The organism is Acinetobacter lwoffii, from assembly GCF_024129685.1.
GTDB classification, from domain to species: domain Bacteria; phylum Pseudomonadota; class Gammaproteobacteria; order Pseudomonadales; family Moraxellaceae; genus Acinetobacter; species Acinetobacter lwoffii_X.
The window spans coordinates 162,333-183,803 of sequence record NZ_JAMXXL010000002.1; the positions used below are offsets into that span (position 1 = coordinate 162,333).

Genomic DNA, 21,471 nt, shown 5'->3' on the forward strand with positions numbered 1-21,471 from the left:
TTTTCACAAAATTTTCATATTCTGAAATTTTTTTCCAAATGCGATCTCTTTTTATAAATACGGTTTTCAAGATGGTTTAAATGACCGTTAATCGCATAAATTAAAAACACGACCAATGGTATTTTTGATTAAATCTTTATTTTTAAATTATTTAAATTGGTTAAACACGGCAACAGATAGGCTATTCCTCTCGGCCCCCACACCACTTAACCGTCCATATTTTACAAGTGTATAGAAATAGATTAAAACAAAGGCGCTTTAAAAACAAAAATAGCGCATTTCAAAAATATTACACAAGGAACGGTCATGGCTTCTAAACTTTTAAGCTTGATAAAAACGAAAGTGAGTCCTGTTTTAACCGTCGAAAGCCAAACGAAGAGCTTACTGGGCGGCTTATTCGGTGGAACGACATCAGGTACCCTCACCAATCTTATTGGCAATCTCACCGGATCCAATACTCAACCTTCAGTCAGCTCATTATTAAATAATCTCCTTTCTGGAAGCAGCCTGAGTACGACAAATCTCAGCAATTTATTAACTCAGTTTTCTGGTTCGAATGCCTCAAGTTTAAATATTCAAAGCCTGATCAGTAGCTTAACCCAATCCAATGGTGGTAGCTTTAATATTACCCAGGTCACCAACTTATTAAAGAGCTTAATGGGGAGCAATAGCAGCAGCCTGGATCTTGAGGCTATTTCTAAACTGGTGGGCGGCTTATTGGGCGGCAGTACGGGCAATATCGATATTGGTAAAATTTCTCAACTGGTCGGTGGCCTGATCGGCGGTTCAAGTAATATTGATATTGGTGCGATTGCAGGGCTGGTCGGTAAGCTGATTGGCGGGAATGGCGAGATTGATATCGCGCAAATCGCTCAGCTTGTTGGTGGCCTGATCGGCGGTTCTGGCGGTTTAGGCGGCGTAGATATTGGTGCCATTGCGGGTCTGGTCAGCAACCTCATCGGTGGTAATGGGGATATCGATATCGCGCAAATTGCTCAACTGGTTAGTGGCTTAATCGGTGGTTCAAGCAATATTGATATCGGTGCGATTGCTAGTCTAGTCGGCAACCTGATTGGCGGGAATGGCGAGATTGATATTGCGCAAATCGCTCAGCTTGTTGGTGGCCTGATCGGCGGGTCTGGCGGATTGGGTGATGTAGACATTGGTGCGATCGCGGGTCTGGTCGGCAACCTGATTGGCGGTAATGGCGAGATTGATATCGCACAAATTGCTCAGCTCGTTGGTGATCTGATCGGTGGTTCTGGCGGTTTAGGCGGCGTGAACATTGGTGCGATCGCGGGTCTGGTCGGGAATTTAATTGGCGGGAATGGTGAAATTGATATCGCACAAATTGCTGAATTGGTCGGTGGTCTGATCGGTGGTTCTGGCGGTTTAGGCGGTGTAGATATCGGTGCGATCGCGGGTCTAGTCGGCAACCTGATTGGCGGTAATGGCGAGATTGATATCGCACAAATTGCTCAGCTCGTTGGTGGTCTGATCGGTGGTTCTGGCGGTTTAGGCGGCGTGGACATTGGTGCGATTGCCGGTCTGGTCGGCAACCTGATTGGCGGTAATGGTGAGATTGATATCGCACAAATTGCTGAATTGGTCGGTGGTCTGATCGGTGGTTCTGGCGGTTTAGGTGATATAGATATTGGAGCAATTGCAGGTCTGGTGGGTGGTTTAATCGGCGGTAATGCAGGCAGTGATTTTGATCTTGGTGCTATTACCGATTTAATTAGCGGCTTTGTAGGCGGAAATGCAACGGGTGGTTTTGATGTCGGTGGCTTCACTGACTTACTGAGCGGTCTGATTGCGAATGGTTCAAATGGCATAGACTTGGGTGGGTTATTAGGCAATCTCAATCTCGGTAGCGATCTGGATCTGGGGGGTATGATCGAAGGTATTTCCTCTGCTTCAAACGGCTTTGACTTAGGCAGTATTGCCGAAGGTGTTGGTCAGTTGGTTGGTAGTGGCTCTTCGATTGAATTGCCTGACCTCGGTGATCTTGTCCAAGGTGTGGGTACGACTGATTCCAATATTGATCTGTCTGCTCTCCTGCCGGGCATTAAAGATACGATTCAAAATATCGGCAGTGGCGGTTCTTCATCCGGATTTGATTTTGGTTCACTTCTCAATAATTTTACTAAAAATATTGATATCGACCAGACTAATCCTTGGGGTTAATCATAATCTCATCAAAAAAACGCGCTTCATGCGCGTTTTTTTAATTATTGGATTGGCATTTAAACTTATACACCACGCCAGTCTACTCGCGCATTGCGTTCGGTTCGGTAAATACGACAAATATATTTACCCAGGGGTAGCTCATTCAAATACTGCTGATAGTCGCGATATTCTTCAGACAAGGTTTCAAAATTTTCTTTTTCCCACGGCGTACCTGGAATCGCCAGAAGCGGTGCCAACATGGAACAGACTGCAATATCCGCCAGACCTAAACGATTTCCGACAAAATAATGCCCACCTTGGCTGACCAGCATCTGATTGAGCTGTTGTACCGCAACATCAATATGCTGTTTAGATTCCGCCACGGTTTCCTCATTCAATGCATAACCCTTGGCGACCATCGCTTTCAATAAAGGTTTAGAAAATTTTTCAAACTGGCGCAGATAGCCCTGCTCACCAATTAAAATATCCAGAGATTCATGATCAGAAGTCAGTGCTTGAGAGAGCATCCAGCGACGGACATGACGACCCAATTCCAGGGTAATTTCATTAATCTCTAAAGCTTTATTCCGAAAATATCCTTCTGCGTGCAGTAAACGATGTTCTGGATAAGTATCATCCAGATAGAGAGCAATCTGGGTGGAATCTGCGATCCATCGATCCTGATCACGCAAAATAGGCAGACGATTCTGACCGGTTTTCAGGCGGGCAAAAGCACGGTGTACCCCGGGTATCAGATTGTGAGCAACATAATACAGCTCTTTATGGTCCAGCATCCAACGTGCTTTTTCGCAAAAGTGAGATAAAGGAAACTGGTATAAAGTTCGCATGTATGCTCCATGTTTATCGTTATTGGATCAGGGCGTGTAGGCCGCTGTTTTATTCAGATACTTTAGTCACTCACTTTTAGAAAAACAATGTGATTTTTATTCAAAAGTAAAATACTGGCTGATTATTCCTCTATGGCTGGTGGACTCACCATACATTCTGGAAAGCTCAGCGAAGCATTTTAGGTCGCCAGAAGCATTTGATTGCAATAAACCACAAGCGCATGACCTGACTTTAGCTGTGCTTTCATGTAAAATCGGGGGCAATTTTTATATAACGCTTTTGTGAGTTATTTCATGGGTTTTAATTGCGGTATTGTCGGCTTGCCGAACGTTGGTAAATCTACACTTTTCAATGCCTTAACCAAAGCTGCTATTGCTGCAGAAAACTTCCCTTTCTGTACGATCGAACCAAACACCGGAATTGTACCTGTTCCTGATCCACGTTTAGACAAATTGACTACAATTGTTAAACCGCAACGTGTTATTCCAACTTCTATGGAGTTTGTAGACATCGCAGGTCTGGTAGCAGGTGCTTCTAAGGGTGAAGGCTTGGGTAACCAGTTCCTGGCCAACATTCGTGAAACTGATGCAATTGCTCACGTTGTGCGTTGTTTTGAAGATGAAAACGTGATTCATGTGAATGGTCGTATTGATCCACTAGATGACATCGCTACGATTAATACCGAACTTGCGCTTGCAGACTTGGATGCTGTAGCCAAAGCGATTACGCGTTTGACTAAATCTGCTAAAGGTGGCGACAAAGAAGCGCTAGCTACTAAAGCAGTTCTGGAAAAAATCCAGCCTTTACTGGATGAAGGTAAACCGGCTCGCGCAGCAGACCTAGATGATGACGAACGTAAACTGGTTCGTGGTTTTGGCTTAATGACCCTTAAACCAACCATGTATATTGCCAACGTTGCTGAAGACGGTTTTGAGAACAACCCACATTTAGATGCAGTGAGAAAATTAGCTGCTGAAGAAAATGCGATTGTGGTTCCACTTTGCAACCAGATTGAAGCTGAAATTTCATTGCTTGAAGATGAAGACCGTGCTGAATTCCTTGAAGCAATGGGCATGGAAGAACCGGGTTTAAACGTGGTGATTCGTGCAGGTTATTCACTGCTTGGCCTACAAACTTACTTCACCGCGGGCGTGCAAGAAGTTCGTGCCTGGACCGTAAAAGTTGGCGCCACTGCACCACAGGCAGCAGGCGTGATTCATACCGACTTTGAAAAAGGATTTATCCGTGCAGAATGTATTGCTTATGATGATTTCGTGCAGTACAACGGCGAAGCCGGTGCGAAAGAAGCAGGTAAATGGCGTCTAGAAGGTAAAACTTACATTGTTCAGGATGGCGACGTTTTACACTTCCGTTTTAACGTTTAAGTCGTTGCTGTTTGAAAAAGCCCCTTCTTGGGGCTTTTTTATGGTTCATAAAAAAGATGTATAAGCTCAATAGACTTTAGACTTTCTACCAATGCATAAGATCAACACATATTAACAATAATGATAACTATTCTCATATATAAATATTAAATTAGGGCGTATCTTAAATCTAATGAAAAATAACCTAACTCCATTCTTCCCAAGGAATCCTGCCAATGAGCTACACTCTGCCTGCACTGCCTTATGCTTATGATGCGCTGGAGCCTCATATCGATAGCAAGACCATGGAAATTCATCATAGCAAGCATCATCAAACCTATATCAATAATATCAATGCAGGAATCGCGGGCACTGAATGGGAAGATTTATCAGTCGAAGCCTTAATTAGTAAATTCAATGAAGTGCCCGAGCAACTCAGACAGAACGTGATCAACAATGCCGGTGGACATGCCAATCACTCCCTGTTCTGGACAGTGATGAGTCCAGACGGCGGTGGTCATCCCGAAGCTGAAATTGCCAAGGCGATCGAACATGAATTAGGAGGATTCGAGGCATTTAAAGAAGCGTTTACCCAAGCAGCGCTTAGCCGTTTTGGTAGTGGTTGGGCCTGGTTAAGTATGGCGCCAGATCAAACGCTTATTGTAGAAAGTAGCGCCAATCAGGATTCGCCACTGATGCATGGCAATATTCCCCTGTTAGGTCTGGATGTCTGGGAACATGCCTATTATTTACAATATCAAAACCGTCGTCCGGAATATATCTCGGCTTTTTTCAATGTCGTGAACTGGAAAGAAGTAAATCGTCGTTATCTGGAAGCGTTAAACACGCTTTAAATCTTTGAGGAGATCGACCATGTCTACACGTACGTTGATTCAACACATGATTGGCAGCACACTCCTGATCTTCGGTGTAATGGTGCTTTTATTAGAACATGTGTGGATGCCCTATTTTTAAAGTTTATTTTGCTAAAAAAGCCAGTCTGAATGACTGGCTTTTTATAGGTACATTTAAATGGACAAAGGTTTATTGCATATTGGCAATTGCAGTACCTTTTTGCTTAGGATCAGTATTTCCGAGTGCAGGATGAGCAATGGCATTCTGGCATTGCAGTTTATCCCGCTCATAATCCGCCTGTTTTTGTTGCAGGCTGTTGCCACTTTCCATGGTCGTCCGCGCCCAGATTTCCAGACTGGTCAAGGCTTTACGACACAGGGCATATTTGCCTTCGGTCACCGAATCGGTCATTTTGACATTAATACGCCAGTCAGTACTCAATTTACGGGCCGGTTGACGCACTTGTATTTCCAGCTGATCGACTTCTTTATTATAGACCAGTGGATCCACTTCATTGATCAGCTGCCATGCAGCATTGGCATAAGTCGTCGCATCATTGCTCAGTTTAGGTGCCGGTTTAATTTCTGGCTTATCAGTCGATTGACTGTCATTCCCACACGCTTGTAACAATATTGCCGTGCCTATTAAAGCAGCAGTCAGCATCGTACGTGTCTTGAACATCCACATATCAGGCTCGCCAATTTAAACATTTCGGCACTATGCTATTAAATTCACGTAGAATACACAATCTTCATTTGACCCATCGTTCAACTCTCCTTCAAGGTGTGTCGTGTCTGAACCGAATCAACTCGCTACGCAACCTGCTGGCTTCTGGCAAGGTGCAAAAGATAGCCAAGCGATTATCTTCACTTATTTACCCGTGTCGTTTGCGTTTGGTGTTTCAGCCACTCAGTTTGGCTTTACTGCTTGGGAAGCACTGTTCCTGTCCTGCTCGATGTATGCAGGCGCCAGCCAGTTCCTGGTGGTCGCACTCTTAGGCAGTGGCACATCCATCTGGATGACGGCATTGACCGTGATTGCCTTAGACATTCGTCATCTGCTTTATGGCCCTGCGCTGCAAAACCTGATTCAAGACCGGCTGAATTTAAAGAAAACAGCTATCTGGTCTTGGGGTCTGACCGATGAAGTCTTTGCCTCCGGTATGATCAAGCTCTCGCAACGGCGACAGGAATGGTCAGAATCCTGGATGCTGGGTTTAAGCCTGTTTAGCTGGATGTCCTGGGCGCTCGGATCTTTCCTCGGTGGATTGTTTGCTGATCAAGTCAGCAACCTGCCGCAGTTCTTGCAAGCAGCGCTAGATTTCTTGTTACCTGCGCTATTCCTGAGTTTCTTGTTAGCCGCCTTTGAAAAGAAACATACTTTTGTTGTAGCTGTCACGATTCTGGTTTCTGCTGTGGCCTGTTATTTTATTGACTTGTCCGCCGCGATCTTTATCGGTATCACTTCTGGTATTTTCGCAGGCCTGTTCAAGCACTATATTTTGAAACAGCCGGATCCTGAACACGCAGGAGATCAAACATGAATCTAGAGATTATTTTGGTCGGAATTTTAGTCGGAATCGCCAATTTCGCCTCGCGCTTTGGTCCTTTTTTTGTCATTCAAAAATTTCAGCAAGGTTCGCAAAAACGCGGAGCGTTGTGGCTAAAAATTGCCTTGGGTTCAATTGGCATTGCTGCGATCAGCTCCATGCTGGTGGTTGCTACCCTGCCACCTTTATTAGAAACACCGAATAAAAGTTTTGCGATGCTGGTTGGCTTTATTGTGCTTACGGTTTTGTATTTTAAGTTTAAACGTATCGTGATGGCGACTCTGACCGCAGCGCTCACCTATGGCCTGGTTTACACCTATGTTCCAGTACCCTTTTAAGCTTTAACTCGTTGATCAATCGAAACAAAGACTTATGCTAAACTCATAGTATAGGTCTTTTTTATATAACAATAAAAACAAGGAAGGATGCGCATGTTTGAGGTCAAACAGGTGATTGAAGGCAAAATCTTTATTCATCATCGGCGCGATGAAATGTTAACCGTATTCCATCGACATGAAGTGCCGGCACAATATTTTGAATGTTTTATCAATGCTCAAAATTTTACCGGACATTTTGTCGAAATACATGCTCAACCAGCAGATCAAGTTCGGGTGGTTTATATTAAAAAGAATAGCACCCATCAAATTATTGCTATGCTTAATCAGAGCCAATACGTGCTGCATCTTCATCCTTTGACATTGATTTTGGGTAAATGGAGCTTCAGACATCGTGTCCTGCCGAATACTCTAAAAATTTTTGCTGGTTTATTTGCGCTCCTTTTTATTCTTTTTTCAGCTACCGCCTTTTCAGCAGATCAGTTCCAGCTCACCACCATCTTGCGAGACTGCATTCAATTCACAGTTTTTGGGCTACTGTTATTTTTGCTGTGCTTTGTACTGCCTTTTGTATTGCCCTATGCGTATTTCCTGCATGTTCGTACATTACGTCTGTTAAAGATGCTAAATATCAATACTGAACAAGTTGCACAAATAGAAAAGCTCAAGTCTCAAAGCGGGATTTATCTTCTGCAAACGCAGTCTGACAGCGATGTGAAAATGACAGCGCCTCCTTATTAAAATCTAGAAAAACTTTATAAATAAAACTGTTGGTCAATATCACAATTTTGTATGAATCTTAGCTTAACTGTCGGCTCAGTTCTGCTATGCTAAAAGTCCATAAAATCAAGCATGGATGATCCACATGAGCGTGACTATTGGTACTCCCCTTCAATCTTCTGCCTATAAAGTTCTATTATTGGGTTCTGGTGAACTGGGCAAGGAAGTGGTGATTTCACTACAACGCCTTGGAGTCGAAGTTCATGCTGCTGACCGTTATGATCATGCCCCTGCCATGCAGGTTGCGCATTATTCCTATACCTTGAATATGGCAGATGCTGTAGAACTCAAACAACTCATCAATCAAATCCAGCCACATTTAATTGTTCCTGAAATTGAAGCGATTGCGACCGAAGTTCTGCTTGAAATAGAAGCCCAGAACATTGCTACAGTCATTCCTTCTGCTAAAGCCGTCAATCTGACTATGAACCGTGAAGGTATTCGTCGTCTGGCTGCGGAAGAACTCGGTCTGCCAACTTCAGCTTACCGTTTTGCCGACAGTTTAGAATCCTTCCGCGCGGCCTGTGACGATGTCGGCTATCCAAACTTTGTGAAACCGGTGATGTCATCTTCAGGCAAAGGTCAGTCTCGTGTTACCCGTTTTGATGAAGTCGATGCTGCCTGGGAATATGCGCAAACCGGTGGCCGGGTCAATCAGGGTACTGTGATTGTAGAATCACAAATTGACTTTGATTTTGAAATTACCTTATTGACTGTTCGTGCAAAAAATCCAGAAACCGGCGAAATCGAAACGTCTTATTGCGACCCGATCGGACATCGTCAGGACTCAGGTGATTATGTGGAAAGCTGGCAGCCTCAACCGATGACTCCAGCCGCGCTGGAAGAATCCAAGCGCATTGCCAACAAGGTCACTACAGCACTTGGTGGCTGCGGAATCTTTGGAGTGGAACTCTTTGTAAAAGGCGACAAAGTATGGTTTAGTGAGGTTTCCCCACGTCCACACGATACTGGACTGGTGACTTTAGCCTCCCAATTTCAAAGTGAATTTGAGCTGCATGCACGTGCTATTTTAGGCTTGCCGGTGAATACTGCACGACATAGTGTGGCTGCCAGTGCGGTAATTTATGCTGGAGTAGATGGCCGTAATCTTTCATTTTCTGGCCTGAATCTTGCTTTAGCAGACGGCAATACCGATTTGCGCCTGTTTGGCAAACCTGAAGGTTTTAAACGTCGTCGTATGGGCGTTGCCACATCACGTGCGGAAAACATTGAACAGGCACGTGAATTAGCCCTACAGGTCGCAAACCAAGTTAGCGTCAACCAAAACTAAGCTGAAATACCAACGGACGACTGTACATGATCAACACCCATCCACTGCTGAATTACGCTAAAAGCAACCATGACATTAAAGCCATCAATCAATGGCGCAGTGATGTCGAAAATCAGCTTCAGGAAAGTTTTGAAAATGGGCAGTCGATTCGGGATATTATTCTGGCGCGTTCCAATCTGATCGATGAAGCCCTGCAGTTTCTCTGGCAGCATGCCGAACTGGATCAAACTGATTTGGCCCTGTTTGCTGTCGGGGGCTATGGCCGTCGTGAAATGCTGCCTTATTCTGATGTCGACATCATGATCTTGTCAGAAGACGAGATTAACCCGGAACAGGAACAACTGATTTCTACATTCATTTCATCGCTTTGGGACGTAGGGAATTTCAAACCCGGTATCAGTGTTCGCACCATCAATGAATGTGTCAATCAGGCCAGCAGTGATTTGACCGTTGCCACGACCCTGATTGAAGCCCGTCTGATTATTGGCAATGAAAACCTGTGCAAATGGCCACGTCGCATCGTGTCACGTACCTGGACCGACAAAACCTTTTTTGATGCCAAGATGGATGAGCAGCATAAACGCTATGCTCAGCACAACAATACCGAAAGCAATCTGGAACCGGATATTAAAAATGCGCCGGGCGGTATTCGTGACATCAACCAGATTGGATGGATTGCCAAACGGCATTTCCGCGTCAATCGCATTTACGATCTGGTGCACCTCGGTTTTATTTCAGAATTTGAACTCGGTGTGCTCGAGGAAGCAGAGAGTTTTCTCTGGGAAATCCGTCATCACCTGCACCGCCTGACCAAGCGCGATGAAAACCGCTTACTGTTCGATTATCAGCGCGACATTGCAGCCAAATTTGGCTATGTACGTGAAGAGGCGCATCATCCGAACTATCCAATTGAACAGTTCATGAAGCGCTATTACCGCAGTGCGCAGCAAGTGTCTACACTGAACGAAATGCTGCTGGCCTATTTTAATGAATCGGTCATTACGCCACGTTTACCGCAATATGAACGCCAGATCGAAGAAATCAACCAGAACTTTAAACTGGTCGATGGCAAACTGGCTGTGCAACATCATAAGATTTTCTCGGAAAATCCAAGCGCAATTCTGGAAATTTTCTATCTGCTGGCCAATCGTCCTGAAATCGAAGGCATTCGTGCGCGTACCTTACGCCTGCTGACCTTGGCTGGAAAACGTATTGATCAGGATTTCCGTGATAATCCGGTGCATCAGGCACTGTTTATGGCGATTATCCGTTCACCGCATCGACTCTATGACACCATGGTTGCCATGAAGCGTTATGGTGTGCTTGGAAATTACATTCCGGCCTTTGGACAGATTCTGGGACTAATGCAATATGACCTGTTCCATATCTATACAGTCGATGCGCATACCTTATTGCTGCTGCGGAACTTAAACCGCTTTAAAGAACCTGAATTTGCCAAGGAATTTCCAGTGGTCAGTTCAGTGTTTCAGCGTCTGACCCGTCGTGACATCGTCTATCTGGCAGCAATTTTCCATGATATTGCTAAAGGTCGTGGCGGTGACCACAGTGAACTCGGTGCCAGCGATGCGATTAAATTCTGCCGTAGCCATGGCTTTACTGAACGCGAAAGCAATCTGGTGGCTTGGCTGATCCAGAATCATCTGGTGATGTCTGTCACCGCCCAGAAAAAAGATATCTCCGATCCGGATGTGGTCAAAGAATTCGCCGAAAAAATGGGTGATATGGAACATCTGGATTATTTATACACTCTGACAGTTGCCGATATTAACGCCACCAATCCGAAGCTATGGAATACCTGGCGCGCCTCGCTGATGCGTCAGCTGTACACTCAGGCGCGCGATGTAATCCGTTCTGGTCTGGGCCGTCCGGTTGATTATCAAATGCTGATTGAAGATACTAAATTTGCAGCCAGTGAACTTCTGGTTCAGGACTTCTCACTGGATGAGGTAGAAAAAGTCTGGCAGGAACTTGGTGATGACTATTTCCTCAAAGAAACAGCAGATGAAATTGCCTGGCATACCCGTGCCATTTTACAACACGGCGATAATCCTGCCCCACTGGTGCTGATGCGGGCGCACCGTAAATATGCGCAGGATGCGGTACAGATCTTTATTTATACGCAGGATCAACCCAACCTGTTTGCCACCACCGTGGCTATTCTGGATCGTATGAATCTAGATGTACAAGACGCACGGATTATTACAGCGACTAAAGCCTTCAGTCTGGATACCTATGTAGTACTGGACCGTTTTGGCACCTTATTGACCGATCCGGAACGCGAGGCCACAGTGATTGAGGCTCTGAAAGATGCCTTGAGTCATTCAGATGAATATCCGGGCTTGATGCAGCGCCGGATTCCGCGTCAATTACGTCATTTTGATATTGAAAATACAGTCGATATCAGTGTCAATCCTGCCTTGAATCAGAATATGGTCGAAATTGCTACTCTCGATCATCCCGGTTTACTTGCCAAAATCGGTGGTTTATTTATGATGCAAGGGCTGGATATCCACTCTGCCAAAATTGCCACCCTTGGCGAACGTGCCGAAGATATATTCTTTGTCACCAAAAAAGATGGCAACCCTATGACACCTGGAGAATCTGCCGAATTTGCAGCTGCACTTAAAACTGCGCTGGATGAAGCTTCTCATCAGGTTTGTAGTCAACACTCACATTAAAACGCGGTTACTTATTCATGAACTCTAGCTTGTCTCTACTGCATCCTTATCCGTTTGAAAAGTTAAATCAGCTTTTTGCGGATATCCAGCCTGCAAATATGCCCTTAATTCCCCTGTCGATTGGTGAACCGAAGCATCCTGCACCGGAGTTTGTGAAACAAGCGATTATTGATAACTTTAAACATTTGTCGACCTATCCAAACAGTAAAGGCTTGCCGGAACTACGTGAAAGTATTGCTCACTGGCTGACGCGCCGTTTTCACCTAAATAGCATCAGTGCAGACAGCAATATCCTGCCTGTTTCTGGTACACGTGAAGCGATTTTCTCGTTTGTACAGGCTTTGGTGAATCGTGAAGATGCACCTTATGTGGTGATGCCAAATCCGTTTTATCAGATTTATGAAGGCGCAACACTGCTCGCAGGTGCCAAACCTTATTTCATCAACTGTACTGAGGAAAATAACTACCTTGGTGATTTTGATGCTGTTCCGGCAGAAGTCTGGGAAAAAACGGCATTGCTATTTGTCTGTACCCCGGGCAATCCAACCGGTGCAGTATTATCAAAAGAGCAGTTTAAAAAACTGATTGCCCTGTCGGATCAATACAACTTTGTGATTGCTTCAGACGAATGCTATTCGGAACTGTGGTTTGATCAGGCACCCGTAGGTTTACTGGAAGTTTGTGCTGAAATTGGCCGGGATGACTATAAAAACTGTGTGGTGTTCCATTCACTGTCTAAGCGCTCTAACCTTCCGGGCATGCGTTCAGGTTTTGTTGCCGGTGATGCCAGCCTGTTAAAACCTTATTTGCAATACCGCACTTACCACGGTGCAGCGATGCCGGTACAACATCAACTGGCTTCAATCGCTGCCTGGGATGATGAAGCACATGTGGAAGAAAACCGGGTGCAATACCGTGCCAAGTTTGATTTATTCCAGAAAGAACTCGGTCACCTACTGCCACTCAAAAAACCGGATGCCGGTTTCTACTACTGGCTAAAAGTTGACAATGATGAAGCCTTTGCCAAACGTTTGATGGAAGAGGCACATATTAAAGTACTTCCGGGTCGTTATTTATCCCGCGATACTGAACAGGGTAATCCGGGTGAAAATCATGTACGTCTGGCACTTGTGGCCGATCTGGCGCAATGTGAAGAAGTTATCCAACGCCTGAAAGCTATTCTCTAAATTTTAATCATGATTAAAAACCCACTTTAGATAAGTGGGTTTTTAATTGAAATCAGATGAGCTCTATCTTCATCTCATACTGAGAAGATGACGCTGATTCTTACAAGACTTTGGCAATTTCATCTTCAAGATCTTCAGGCTTGGTGGTCGGAGCAAAACGGTTCAATACCTTGCCATCACGGCCAATCAGAAACTTGGTAAAATTCCATTTAATTCCATTGCCTAAAATACCTTTGGAATTGTTAGTCAAATAGCGAAAAATGGCGTGCGCTTCAGGGCCTTTGACATCCACCTTGGAAAACATCGGGAAAGATACCCCGTAATTCTTCTGGCAAAATTCACCAATCTGTTCATTGGAACCTGGATCTTGACCACCAAACTGATTGCATGGAAATCCCAAAATTTCCAGACCTTGATCTTTATATTTTTCGTAAAGTTTTTCTAATCCTGAAAATTGTGGGGTAAAACCACACTTACTCGCTGTATTGACGATCAAAAGTACCTTGCCTTCGTAATCTGCAAGTGGCTTGCTTTTGCCATCTAACAATTCAGCTTCAAACTGATAAATGTTAGTCATGGATAGGTTTCCTCATCATTTTTTTCTTGTGTTTCTAAGTCCAAAGAAGCCGAGTTGACACAATAACGCAAACCGGTCGGTTCTGGGCCATCCGGGAAAACATGCCCTAAGTGTGCGTCACAATGATGACAAACAATCTCAGTTCTGACCATTCCGTGTGAAGTATCAGGTAATTCTTCTACCACTGAACTGCTGACAGGACGGTAGAAACTTGGCCAGCCACAGCCGCTGTCATACTTGGTCTCAGACGAGAACAGTGGCGTGCCGCAGCAACGGCATACATAGGTGCCATCTTGCTTGGTATTCCAGTATTTTCCAGTAAATGCCGGCTCGGTTCCCTTCTCGCGCGTAATGCGAAACTCCTCAGGTGATAACTCTCTTTGCCATTCCCGGTCTGATTTATTGAGTTTTCCCATGATCACATACCTTTTTATCTTGCTATTTAAAATAGGATAATCCTATATTTACGTGATTCATTTTAAAAATTCTAGTCTTTATTCAACATTTTACAAAAGACATATAATGCCGAAAAAAGCAAAAAGAAAGCAAATATAAAAATAAAAGTAAGCAATTTTTACATTAAATGTTTTTTAGTGAGCAAATTTAATGGTATTCTTAGCTCTAAATTTGCTCAGGATTAAAAAATGTCGCAAAAAAAGAGCGTAATTTTTAAAAATCTGCTGCCTGTGATCAAACAATATCAGCAGCTTGGATTTACGCATGAAAAAATTGTTGCACTACTTCGAGATGAACATGATCTCGATCTAGTCACAACTGAGACATTTAAAAGTTATTTATATCGTTATGCAAAAGTGACCTCCACTCCTTCCGAGAACATCAAAATGCCGAACACTTTCCAAACCCCTCGCGAGATCAAGAAATCATCTAAGCTCGAGCATGTATGCTACGACATTCGCGGACCTGTGTTACGAGCGGCCATCGAGATGGAAGAAGCCGGTCACAAAATTATCAAATTAAATATTGGCAATCCTGCCCCATTCGGTTTTGAAGCGCCGCAGGAAATTATCAACGATGTGGCTTTAAACCTGCCGAATGCGATTGGCTACACGGATTCCAAAGGGATTTTCCCGGCGCGTAAGGCGATCTGTCAGTATTATCAGCAAAAAGGCATTCTAGATATGCACGTCAATGACGTCTATATCGGCAATGGTGTGTCTGAACTGATCGTGATGGCCATGCAAGGTCTACTGGATGATGGCGATGAAATGCTGATTCCAATGCCGGATTATCCACTCTGGACGGCAGCAGTGAATCTGTCTGGCGGTACAGCGATTCACTATAAATGTGATGAAGAAAATCACTGGTATCCAGATATTACTGACATGGAAAGCAAAATCACGCCAAATACCCGTGGTATTGTGATTATTAACCCGAATAACCCGACCGGTTCGGTTTACCCACGTCATGTGTTGCAGCAAATCGTCGACTTGGCCAAGAAATATGACCTGATTTTATTTGCTGATGAAATCTACGACAAAATTATTTACGATGGAATCGAGCATGTTGCTGTAGCAGCTCTGGCTGGCGATCAGCTCTGTGTTTCGTTTAACGGTTTATCTAAAGCCTATCGTATTGCTGGTTTCCGTTCCGGCTGGATGGCCATTACCGGCGATAAAGCACGTGCCGCAGACTATATCGAAGGTTTGGATATGCTGGCATCGATGCGTTTGTGTGCCAACCATCAGGCTCAATATGCGATTCAGACTGCACTGGGCGGTTATCAGTCAATTAACGACCTAATTCGCCCAGGTGGGCGTTTATATGAACAGCGCAATATTGCCTGGGAAATGCTGAACGAGATTCCAGGTGTATCTTGTGTCAAGCCTGAAGGTGCAATGTACTGTTTCCCGAAACTGGATCCGAATGTGTATCCAATTCAGGACGATGAAAAACTGATGCTGGATTTGTTACGTGCCGAGAAAGTGCTTCTGGTTCAAGGTACAGGCTTTAACTGGCCAACACCGGATCATTTCCGTGTAGTGTTCCTGCCGGCTGAAAATGAACTGCGTGAAGCCATTACCCGTGTTGGCCGTTTCCTGGCCAAGATACGTTAATTCTTGAAATAGACAATATAAAAAACCGCGTTGAGACGCGGTTTTTTATTTCTATGAAAAAATTCAGGCTTTTGACTGATGAAATCTTAAAAATCTTACCGGTTTCTTTGAGCAAATTTCTGCACTCAATGGTTTCTTTTCAGGCAATTTTTCCCTTTATTATGAAGATTCATGTTATTTTTTGACCAAACATAAAATTCCATGAGTACACGGATGTCCTCAAACACAATCAAGCTCAGCCTGTTTCTCTGTCTTAGTATGTGCTTGGGCATTGGCATTCTTCGCTTTTCTTATACCGCACTGTTACCTGGCACACGCGAAGCCTTTGGCTGGAGTACAGATTTTGCCAGTCTCTTGGGCAGTGCCAATTTGCTGGGTTATTTAATCGGTGCATTTACGGCCATGCGTCTGCCTCAAGACCGCAGCATGAGTACCTATATTCAAATTTCAGCCTTTGCCGGTATGCTCAGCCTGATGTGCTGTGCATTTTCTGGTTTTTCTGAAGTATGGTATATCGCTTGGCGGATTATTTCCGGGATCAGCGGTGGACTGATGATGATCTTATCGCCGAGTGTGGTTGCACAGTGCTGTGAACTTCAAGACCGTCTTAAAATCAACTTTATTGGTTTTAGCGGAATTGGACTAGGCGTTTTAATTGCGACCCTGTTTCTGCCTTATCTGGATCAAATTTCCATACAGACGGCCTGGCTAATCTTATGTGGTTTTGCTTTGCTTATCTGTATCGTTTTAAGTCTACTGATTCAGAAATTTAAGCCATATTTGTCGGCACAAGCTCCTGCGGTTACCTCTCATCTATCTCTGAATAGCGTCTTTTATAGTTTACTTACAGTTTATGCTTGTAGTGCTTTCGCTTATATACCGCATTCACTCTTCTGGATTGATTATTTAAGCCAGCAGTTGGGATTGAGCTTGTTCTGGATTAATTTCAACTGGATTCTGTATGGACTAGGTAGTGCTTTAGGCGCCTTGAGTGCTTATGCACTGGCCAGAAAATGGGGTAATTTTGCTGCCCTGAAAATTCTTTATAGTCTTTATATTATGGCTATTTTTATTGCAACCCTAGATGCCAGCCCATTGCTTACTTTTAGCTCTTCCTTTTTTACCGGGATGCTAAATCCGGCTGTGGTGTTCCTGACCTCCTATACCATTTTGCAACTGTATGGACTGGCTTATAAAAAGCTCTGGAGTATTGCCACCTTGTGTTTTGCCTCGATTCAGCTAATCGGTGGGCTCAGTTTTAGTGCGCTGCAATATTTTGGATTGAGCTATCATCAACAGTTCATACTGGCCACATTTGTTCTTTTATTAGGAACGTTACAATTGTTCTGGTACACACGTCCTGTCAGACTCAAATCTGAACAACAAACTCTGCCAATTTCTGCTCATGGAGAAGGGACTAAATAAGGATAAGGATTGGTTGCTCCTTGCCCACCTAAATAAATCCCATAATGTAAATGCGGCGGGGTATTTTTGGCATTACCTGTATTCCCCACATAAGCGATGACTTCACCTGCCTCAACCCAGTCGCCTTCCTGAATATGTTCTGCATAGTCATCCAGATGTGCATAATAATGTTGGCTCATATTTGGACCGGTCACCCAGATGATTTTTCCACCCAGATTGTTGGTGCCAATCCTACGCACAATACCTGGGGTCGCGCTAAATACTGGCGTACCGCGTTTGGCAAAAATATCCGTACCTTCGTGTTTACGACCGTCACTACGCGCTGCTCCCCAAGTATCATTAATCTGACCAACTCTGACGCCTTCAACCGGAATCTGTAGCGGAGCTTCTAACTGGGCTCTCTGTAATTGCCAATACAGATAAGGGCTTTTCCAACCTGCTGCTTCACCTGAAGGCGGTGGCTGACAGGCAGTTAGTAGAAAACCTATAGATAACAGTAAGCTTATAATCCGAAGAAATTTCACCAATATTCGCATTAAATTAAATAGATGACTTTTATCTTAATCACAACCGCCTAATTTAAAGTCACAATCCTGTTATTTTTAGTGATGATTTTATACAAGCGTTCAAATAACAAAACCCTCAAATGAGGGTTTTGTTATTTTAGGTGGATAGGAGATTATCTACGTTTTTTAGCACGAGATGGTTTCGATGGTTGTTGCTGTTGCTGCTCTTCATTCTGAGCATTGTCCTGCTTGTCTTTTTGTTGGACCTGCTTATGTCTCGCTTTAGCTTTAGCCATGATTTACTCCTTTGGAGAAACGTCTCTATATCACTGGAAGTTCCATTCATCACTCTAACGTTTATACAAAATAAGCCAATCGCTGAGCTGTATCCAAATACGTCAATGTAATACAGTGTTTACTAAGTTATTCAGCTTAGAACGAATCATTTCTAGGCTCATTACACTTCTTACATGATCTTGCAGCCTGATACTTATTTTAACGTTTAACCTTAAACCGTTCAGCCTTTGCTTCCCAATAAAGTGATAAAAAAACCCGCCGTAATTGCGGGTTTTTTTATTCATAAATTGCATCGCAATTTCAGGCATCCATATTGGCAATAATCGCTTCACCAAACTCGGAACAACGCAGCAAGGTCGCCCCTGGCATTAAGCGCTCAAAATCGTAGGTCACCGTTTTTGCCGCAATCGCACCCGAAATCCCCTTGATGATCAGGTCGGCAGCTTCTATCCAGCCCATATCACGCAGCATCATTTCTGCTGACAGAATAATCGAACCCGGATTTACTTTATCTTGTCCAGCATATTTAGGCGCTGTACCGTGGGTTGCTTCATAAACTGCAATCGAACCGCCGATATTGGCACCCGGTGCAATCCCGATCCCGCCGACTTCCGCAGCCAGCGCATCAGAAATATAATCACCATTTAAGTTCAGTGTCGCAATTACAGAATAATCCGCCGGACGCATCAAGATTTGCTGCAAGAAGGCATCAGCAATGACATCTTTAATAATAATGTCTTTGCCTGTTCTTGGATTTTTGATTTTAACCCATGAACCACCATCTAAAAGCTCACCGCCGAAACGTTCCAATGCGACCTCATAGCCCCACTCTTTAAATGCCCCTTCGGTGTATTTCATGATATTGCCTTTGTGCACCAAGGTCACACTCGGCTTGTCATTCTCAATGGCAAATTGAATCGCTTTACGTACCAGACGCTGGCTACCTTCTTTGGAGACAGGTTTGATTCCGATTCCACAATTGTCTTCAAAGCGGATGTTGGTTACACCCATTTCTTCTTTCAAAAACTTGATAACCTTTTTCGCTTCCTGAGAATCTGCTTTCCATTCAATACCGGCATAAATATCTTCTGAATTCTCACGGAAAATCACCATGTCGGTCAGTTCCGGATTATGTACTGGCGAAGGTACCCCTTCAAACCAGCGCACCGGACGTACACAGACATATAAATCCAGTTCCTGACGTAAAGCCACATTCAAGGAACGAATACCACCACCGACTGGCGTGGTCAGTGGACCTTTAATCGATATCACATAATCGCGCAGTGCTTCGAGAGTTTCTTCAGGCATATAGGTGCCGTAAATTTTGTCAGCTTTTTCACCGCAGTAGACTTCCATCCATTCGATGGAACGCTTCCCGGCGTATGCTTTTTGCACAGCAGCATCTACCACAGTTCGCATTGTTGGTGTAATATCTGCACCAATTCCATCCCCTTCGATAAATGGGATAATTGGATTATTTGGTACGTTGAGTGACAGGTCTGCATTAACGGTAATTTTGGTACCATCCACAGGTACTACGATTTTTTGATATCCCATTATTAGTATTCTCCCGGATGCCGCTGACAAATCTAAAATAATTGCCAATTAGGCAATACTTTCAACTGTTCTTAACGCATAATATTCTAATCCAGATTTGTTGTTTTTGAGATTTATACGGGAAATAACTAAATTTCCCTTTTAAATAAACCTCTACATTTTTTAAATTAATGTAATTATAGAAGTTATTTCCTATGAAAATCGTCATTCTAAACAAACCTTATGACGTCCTCTCCCAATTCCGTGCGGATGAAAAGCACCCAACCATGGCTGATTTTGTCAACGACAAAGATTTACGTCTTGCGGGTCGTTTGGACATGGACTCAGAAGGTCTGGTTTTCCTCACCGATCACGGTGGTCTCAACCAATATATCACCAATCCTGCCAATAAAAAGTTTAAAACTTATATGGTGCAAGTGGAAGGTGATGTGACCGAAGAAGCACTTGAACAGCTTCGTAAAGGCGTTGAACTGAAAGATGGCATGACGCTTCCTGCACGTGCTGAAAAAGTGTCTGAACCGGAATGGTTGTGGGAGCGTAATCCTCCTGTACGTTTCCGTGCCTCTGTTCCGACGTCTTGGGTTGAGATTTCAATCTGTGAAGGTCGTAACCGTCAGGTTCGTCGTATGACATCTGCTGTCGGCTTCCCTACACTGCGTTTGATCCGTACCAAAATTGGTGAGATTGATTTGGTTCGTATGGGATTGCAACCGGGTGAAACCAGAGAAATTGAACCATTACTTTATCCAGACTTCCAGAATGTTCCTGCGGAAGAACCATACCGTTCACGCTCTTATGTGAAAAAGCCGGGTGGTACGGGTGGTAAGCCAATGGTTCGCAAGAACAAAGATGGTTCTGTGAAAAAGTCTGGCACCAAACGTATCTGGCAAATGGATGAAAGTGAAAAGCCGCGTCGTAAGACCAATGGCACAACTCGTCCAAATACCAAAGCACCACGTGGTCGCGGCCGCGGTCGTGGCTAAGTTTGAATAGATTCAATCAAGCTCACTTCGGTGGGCTTTTTTTATTACATAACTTAAATATTTTTTTATTTTTCAATCTATTAGAATTAATTAAAGTATTCATTTTAATGTGAGTCTCATGAAAAAAATAATTTTCGCTTTAGCTGCGACTTCCCTTTCAACTTTTGGCTTTGCCAATCCGCTGAGTGTGCATGTACTTAATCAGGAAACCGGCCTACCCTCTGCTAATGTCACGGCCACCCTAGAAGCTCAACAAGGTGAGAAATGGGTCAAGCTCAATGAAGCCAAGACAGACAGTAATGGTCGTATTAAAGAATTTTATCCTAAAGACACCGCGTTACAAAAAGGCGTTTATAAAGTAACGTTTAAAACGAGTGATTGGTTTAAGGCCAATAATCAACGGACGTTCTTCCCTGAAGTGCCGGTAGTTTTTGTGATTGATGGCACGTTGGAGCATTACCATATTCCACTGTTATTAAGTTCTTATGGCTATTCAACGTATCGGGGGAATTGAGTTTATTACTTATCAATCATGTTAGATTCAAGTTCATAAAATGGATGCTTAGATTGATAAATATATGTTTTTAGTAACTTCTTATAGTCTCTTCCATTTTTACTCTGATACTCAATTATAAAATCAGCGTCAACTTCTTTATGCTTATTTAATTCATCTAATTTCGTTTGGTCTAGTTCAAACTTAATATGTTTAACCTCACTAGCTAAAAATTTATTTTCTTTAGCTATAACTGCGTTTTTTTCACCTGATTGTATTTTAAAATCAAACGCATCTTCACCCAAGTTTTCGATTATCAAATATAAGTTCGCATAACAATTAATAGTCATTTCCTTATTTGAAAATACAGTCCTAACTCTAGAACTCAATAGATCTCTTGCGAAAGTTAATTTAAGAGCGTCCAGTTCACCATTCCAGCAATTAAATTCATTCTTAGACCAAATCGTTTCCGTCTATTTC

The 21,471-nt window shown here is 43.6% G+C and carries 21 protein-coding genes; 13 read left to right on the forward strand and 8 right to left on the reverse strand.

What is annotated here, in order from left to right; genetic code table 11:
- Positions 1 to 306 precede the first annotated feature (306 nt).
- A complete protein-coding gene (locus NI464_RS01725) occupies positions 307 to 2,187 on the forward strand; it encodes a beta strand repeat-containing protein (protein WP_253137652.1) in 1,881 nt (626 codons plus the stop codon).
- 65 nt (positions 2,188 to 2,252) lie between these two features.
- Here the strand turns inward: NI464_RS01725 and NI464_RS01730 are convergent, their stop codons facing one another.
- Positions 2,253 to 3,017, reverse strand: coding sequence for a glutathione S-transferase family protein (locus NI464_RS01730; RefSeq protein WP_253137653.1), 765 nt, complete (start codon positions 3,015 to 3,017; stop codon positions 2,253 to 2,255).
- A 294-nt stretch (positions 3,018 to 3,311) separates the two neighbouring features.
- Here NI464_RS01730 and ychF point away from each other — a divergent pair, with 294 nt between their 5' ends.
- Together ychF and NI464_RS01740 are read left to right on the forward strand one after the other, a co-directional pair.
- Entirely contained in the window at positions 3,312 to 4,403 is a 1,092-nt protein-coding gene (gene ychF / locus NI464_RS01735) for a redox-regulated ATPase YchF (protein ID WP_253137654.1), read from the forward strand.
- A 215-nt stretch (positions 4,404 to 4,618) separates the two neighbouring features.
- Entirely contained in the window at positions 4,619 to 5,236 is a 618-nt protein-coding gene (locus NI464_RS01740) for a superoxide dismutase (protein ID WP_253137655.1), read from the forward strand.
- Between the two features lie 190 nt (positions 5,237 to 5,426).
- Here the strand turns inward: NI464_RS01740 and NI464_RS01745 are convergent, their stop codons facing one another.
- Positions 5,427 to 5,924 (reverse strand): hypothetical protein, encoded by a 498-nt coding sequence (locus NI464_RS01745; protein ID WP_253137656.1) that lies wholly within the window; start codon positions 5,922 to 5,924, stop codon positions 5,427 to 5,429.
- 103 nt (positions 5,925 to 6,027) lie between these two features.
- Between NI464_RS01745 and NI464_RS01750 the strand changes: the two genes are divergently transcribed.
- The 6 genes from NI464_RS01750 to dapC all read left to right on the forward strand — a co-directional run bounded on the left by NI464_RS01750 (position 6,028) and on the right by dapC (position 13,078).
- Positions 6,028 to 6,780, forward strand: a complete 753-nt coding sequence (locus NI464_RS01750) for an AzlC family ABC transporter permease (RefSeq protein WP_253137657.1) — start codon at positions 6,028 to 6,030, stop codon at positions 6,778 to 6,780.
- Positions 6,777 to 7,124: an L-valine transporter subunit YgaH gene (ygaH, locus tag NI464_RS01755; RefSeq protein ID WP_004278941.1), complete on the forward strand. Its 348-nt coding sequence runs from the start codon at positions 6,777 to 6,779 to the stop codon at positions 7,122 to 7,124. The genes NI464_RS01750 and ygaH overlap by 4 nt, the downstream gene beginning before the upstream one ends.
- 93 nt (positions 7,125 to 7,217) lie before the next feature.
- On the forward strand, positions 7,218 to 7,862 hold the full coding sequence (locus NI464_RS01760) for a hypothetical protein (protein WP_005252263.1): 645 nt from the start codon (positions 7,218 to 7,220) through the stop codon (positions 7,860 to 7,862).
- A gap of 115 nt (positions 7,863 to 7,977) precedes the next feature.
- Positions 7,978 to 9,192, forward strand: a complete 1,215-nt coding sequence (purT, locus tag NI464_RS01765; protein ID WP_171064269.1) for a formate-dependent phosphoribosylglycinamide formyltransferase — start codon at positions 7,978 to 7,980, stop codon at positions 9,190 to 9,192.
- 26 nt (positions 9,193 to 9,218) lie between these two features.
- On the forward strand, positions 9,219 to 11,891 hold the full coding sequence (gene glnD, locus NI464_RS01770) for a [protein-PII] uridylyltransferase (protein WP_004731539.1): 2,673 nt from the start codon (positions 9,219 to 9,221) through the stop codon (positions 11,889 to 11,891).
- A gap of 17 nt (positions 11,892 to 11,908) precedes the next feature.
- Complete coding sequence (gene dapC, locus NI464_RS01775; protein WP_004731542.1) at positions 11,909 to 13,078, forward strand: succinyldiaminopimelate transaminase; 1,170 nt, start codon at positions 11,909 to 11,911, stop codon at positions 13,076 to 13,078.
- 100 nt (positions 13,079 to 13,178) lie between these two features.
- Here the strand turns inward: dapC and NI464_RS01780 are convergent, their stop codons facing one another.
- Positions 13,179 to 13,655 carry a glutathione peroxidase gene (locus NI464_RS01780; protein WP_004278946.1) on the reverse strand — a complete coding sequence of 159 codons (477 nt, stop codon included), beginning with the start codon at positions 13,653 to 13,655 and terminating at the stop codon, positions 13,179 to 13,181.
- Positions 13,652 to 14,071 carry a peptide-methionine (R)-S-oxide reductase MsrB gene (gene msrB, locus NI464_RS01785; RefSeq protein ID WP_004645533.1) on the reverse strand — a complete coding sequence of 140 codons (420 nt, stop codon included), beginning with the start codon at positions 14,069 to 14,071 and terminating at the stop codon, positions 13,652 to 13,654. Before msrB ends, NI464_RS01780 begins: the two co-directional genes overlap by 4 nt.
- Positions 14,072 to 14,299: 228 nt before the next feature.
- On the opposite strand from msrB, the gene NI464_RS01790 reads away from it, so the two are divergent.
- Together NI464_RS01790 and NI464_RS01795 are read left to right on the forward strand one after the other, a co-directional pair.
- Positions 14,300 to 15,730 (forward strand): pyridoxal phosphate-dependent aminotransferase, encoded by a 1,431-nt coding sequence (locus NI464_RS01790; RefSeq protein ID WP_005247381.1) that lies wholly within the window; start codon positions 14,300 to 14,302, stop codon positions 15,728 to 15,730.
- A 213-nt stretch (positions 15,731 to 15,943) separates the two neighbouring features.
- Complete coding sequence (locus NI464_RS01795) at positions 15,944 to 17,155, forward strand: YbfB/YjiJ family MFS transporter (RefSeq protein WP_253137658.1); 1,212 nt, start codon at positions 15,944 to 15,946, stop codon at positions 17,153 to 17,155.
- Here NI464_RS01795 and NI464_RS01800 read toward each other — a convergent pair.
- The 3 genes from NI464_RS01800 to icd all read right to left on the reverse strand — a co-directional run bounded on the left by NI464_RS01800 (position 17,134) and on the right by icd (position 19,515).
- Positions 17,134 to 17,691: a M23 family metallopeptidase gene (locus NI464_RS01800; protein ID WP_004278950.1), complete on the reverse strand. Its 558-nt coding sequence runs from the start codon at positions 17,689 to 17,691 to the stop codon at positions 17,134 to 17,136. The genes NI464_RS01795 and NI464_RS01800 overlap by 22 nt on opposite strands.
- A gap of 143 nt (positions 17,692 to 17,834) precedes the next feature.
- Positions 17,835 to 17,957 (reverse strand): hypothetical protein, encoded by a 123-nt coding sequence (locus NI464_RS15820; protein WP_276534838.1) that lies wholly within the window; start codon positions 17,955 to 17,957, stop codon positions 17,835 to 17,837.
- A gap of 301 nt (positions 17,958 to 18,258) precedes the next feature.
- Positions 18,259 to 19,515 (reverse strand): NADP-dependent isocitrate dehydrogenase, encoded by a 1,257-nt coding sequence (gene icd, locus NI464_RS01805; RefSeq protein WP_253137659.1) that lies wholly within the window; start codon positions 19,513 to 19,515, stop codon positions 18,259 to 18,261.
- Between the two features lie 194 nt (positions 19,516 to 19,709).
- Between icd and NI464_RS01810 the strand changes: the two genes are divergently transcribed.
- Complete coding sequence (locus NI464_RS01810; RefSeq protein WP_004731551.1) at positions 19,710 to 20,498, forward strand: rRNA large subunit pseudouridine synthase E; 789 nt, start codon at positions 19,710 to 19,712, stop codon at positions 20,496 to 20,498.
- A gap of 118 nt (positions 20,499 to 20,616) precedes the next feature.
- Entirely contained in the window at positions 20,617 to 21,012 is a 396-nt protein-coding gene (gene uraH / locus NI464_RS01815) for a hydroxyisourate hydrolase (protein ID WP_253137660.1), read from the forward strand.
- Between the two features lie 5 nt (positions 21,013 to 21,017).
- Here the strand turns inward: uraH and NI464_RS01820 are convergent, their stop codons facing one another.
- Positions 21,018 to 21,296 carry a hypothetical protein gene (locus NI464_RS01820; RefSeq protein WP_253137661.1) on the reverse strand — a complete coding sequence of 93 codons (279 nt, stop codon included), beginning with the start codon at positions 21,294 to 21,296 and terminating at the stop codon, positions 21,018 to 21,020.
- Positions 21,297 to 21,471: the final 175 nt, after the last annotated feature.

Coding starts and splice junctions, on each gene's coding strand:
- msrB (WP_004645533.1), bottom strand. CDS start 14,071: ATGGGAAAACTCAATAAATCAGACCGGGAATGGCAAAGAGAGTTATCA.
- NI464_RS01760 (WP_005252263.1), top strand. CDS start 7,218: ATGTTTGAGGTCAAACAGGTGATTGAAGGCAAAATCTTTATTCATCAT.
- NI464_RS15820 (WP_276534838.1), bottom strand. CDS start 17,957: ATGGCTAAAGCTAAAGCGAGACATAAGCAGGTCCAACAAAAAGACAAG.
- NI464_RS01740 (WP_253137655.1), top strand. CDS start 4,619: ATGAGCTACACTCTGCCTGCACTGCCTTATGCTTATGATGCGCTGGAG.
- NI464_RS01810 (WP_004731551.1), top strand. CDS start 19,710: ATGAAAATCGTCATTCTAAACAAACCTTATGACGTCCTCTCCCAATTC.
- glnD (WP_004731539.1), top strand. CDS start 9,219: ATGATCAACACCCATCCACTGCTGAATTACGCTAAAAGCAACCATGAC.
- NI464_RS01800 (WP_004278950.1), bottom strand. CDS start 17,691: ATGCGAATATTGGTGAAATTTCTTCGGATTATAAGCTTACTGTTATCT.
- NI464_RS01745 (WP_253137656.1), bottom strand. CDS start 5,924: ATGTGGATGTTCAAGACACGTACGATGCTGACTGCTGCTTTAATAGGC.
- icd (WP_253137659.1), bottom strand. CDS start 19,515: ATGGGATATCAAAAAATCGTAGTACCTGTGGATGGTACCAAAATTACC.
- uraH (WP_253137660.1), top strand. CDS start 20,617: ATGAAAAAAATAATTTTCGCTTTAGCTGCGACTTCCCTTTCAACTTTT.
- dapC (WP_004731542.1), top strand. CDS start 11,909: ATGAACTCTAGCTTGTCTCTACTGCATCCTTATCCGTTTGAAAAGTTA.
- ygaH (WP_004278941.1), top strand. CDS start 6,777: ATGAATCTAGAGATTATTTTGGTCGGAATTTTAGTCGGAATCGCCAAT.
- NI464_RS01780 (WP_004278946.1), bottom strand. CDS start 13,655: ATGACTAACATTTATCAGTTTGAAGCTGAATTGTTAGATGGCAAAAGC.
- NI464_RS01795 (WP_253137658.1), top strand. CDS start 15,944: ATGTCCTCAAACACAATCAAGCTCAGCCTGTTTCTCTGTCTTAGTATG.
- purT (WP_171064269.1), top strand. CDS start 7,978: ATGATCCACATGAGCGTGACTATTGGTACTCCCCTTCAATCTTCTGCC.
- NI464_RS01790 (WP_005247381.1), top strand. CDS start 14,300: ATGTCGCAAAAAAAGAGCGTAATTTTTAAAAATCTGCTGCCTGTGATC.
- NI464_RS01730 (WP_253137653.1), bottom strand. CDS start 3,017: ATGCGAACTTTATACCAGTTTCCTTTATCTCACTTTTGCGAAAAAGCA.
- NI464_RS01725 (WP_253137652.1), top strand. CDS start 307: ATGGCTTCTAAACTTTTAAGCTTGATAAAAACGAAAGTGAGTCCTGTT.
- ychF (WP_253137654.1), top strand. CDS start 3,312: ATGGGTTTTAATTGCGGTATTGTCGGCTTGCCGAACGTTGGTAAATCT.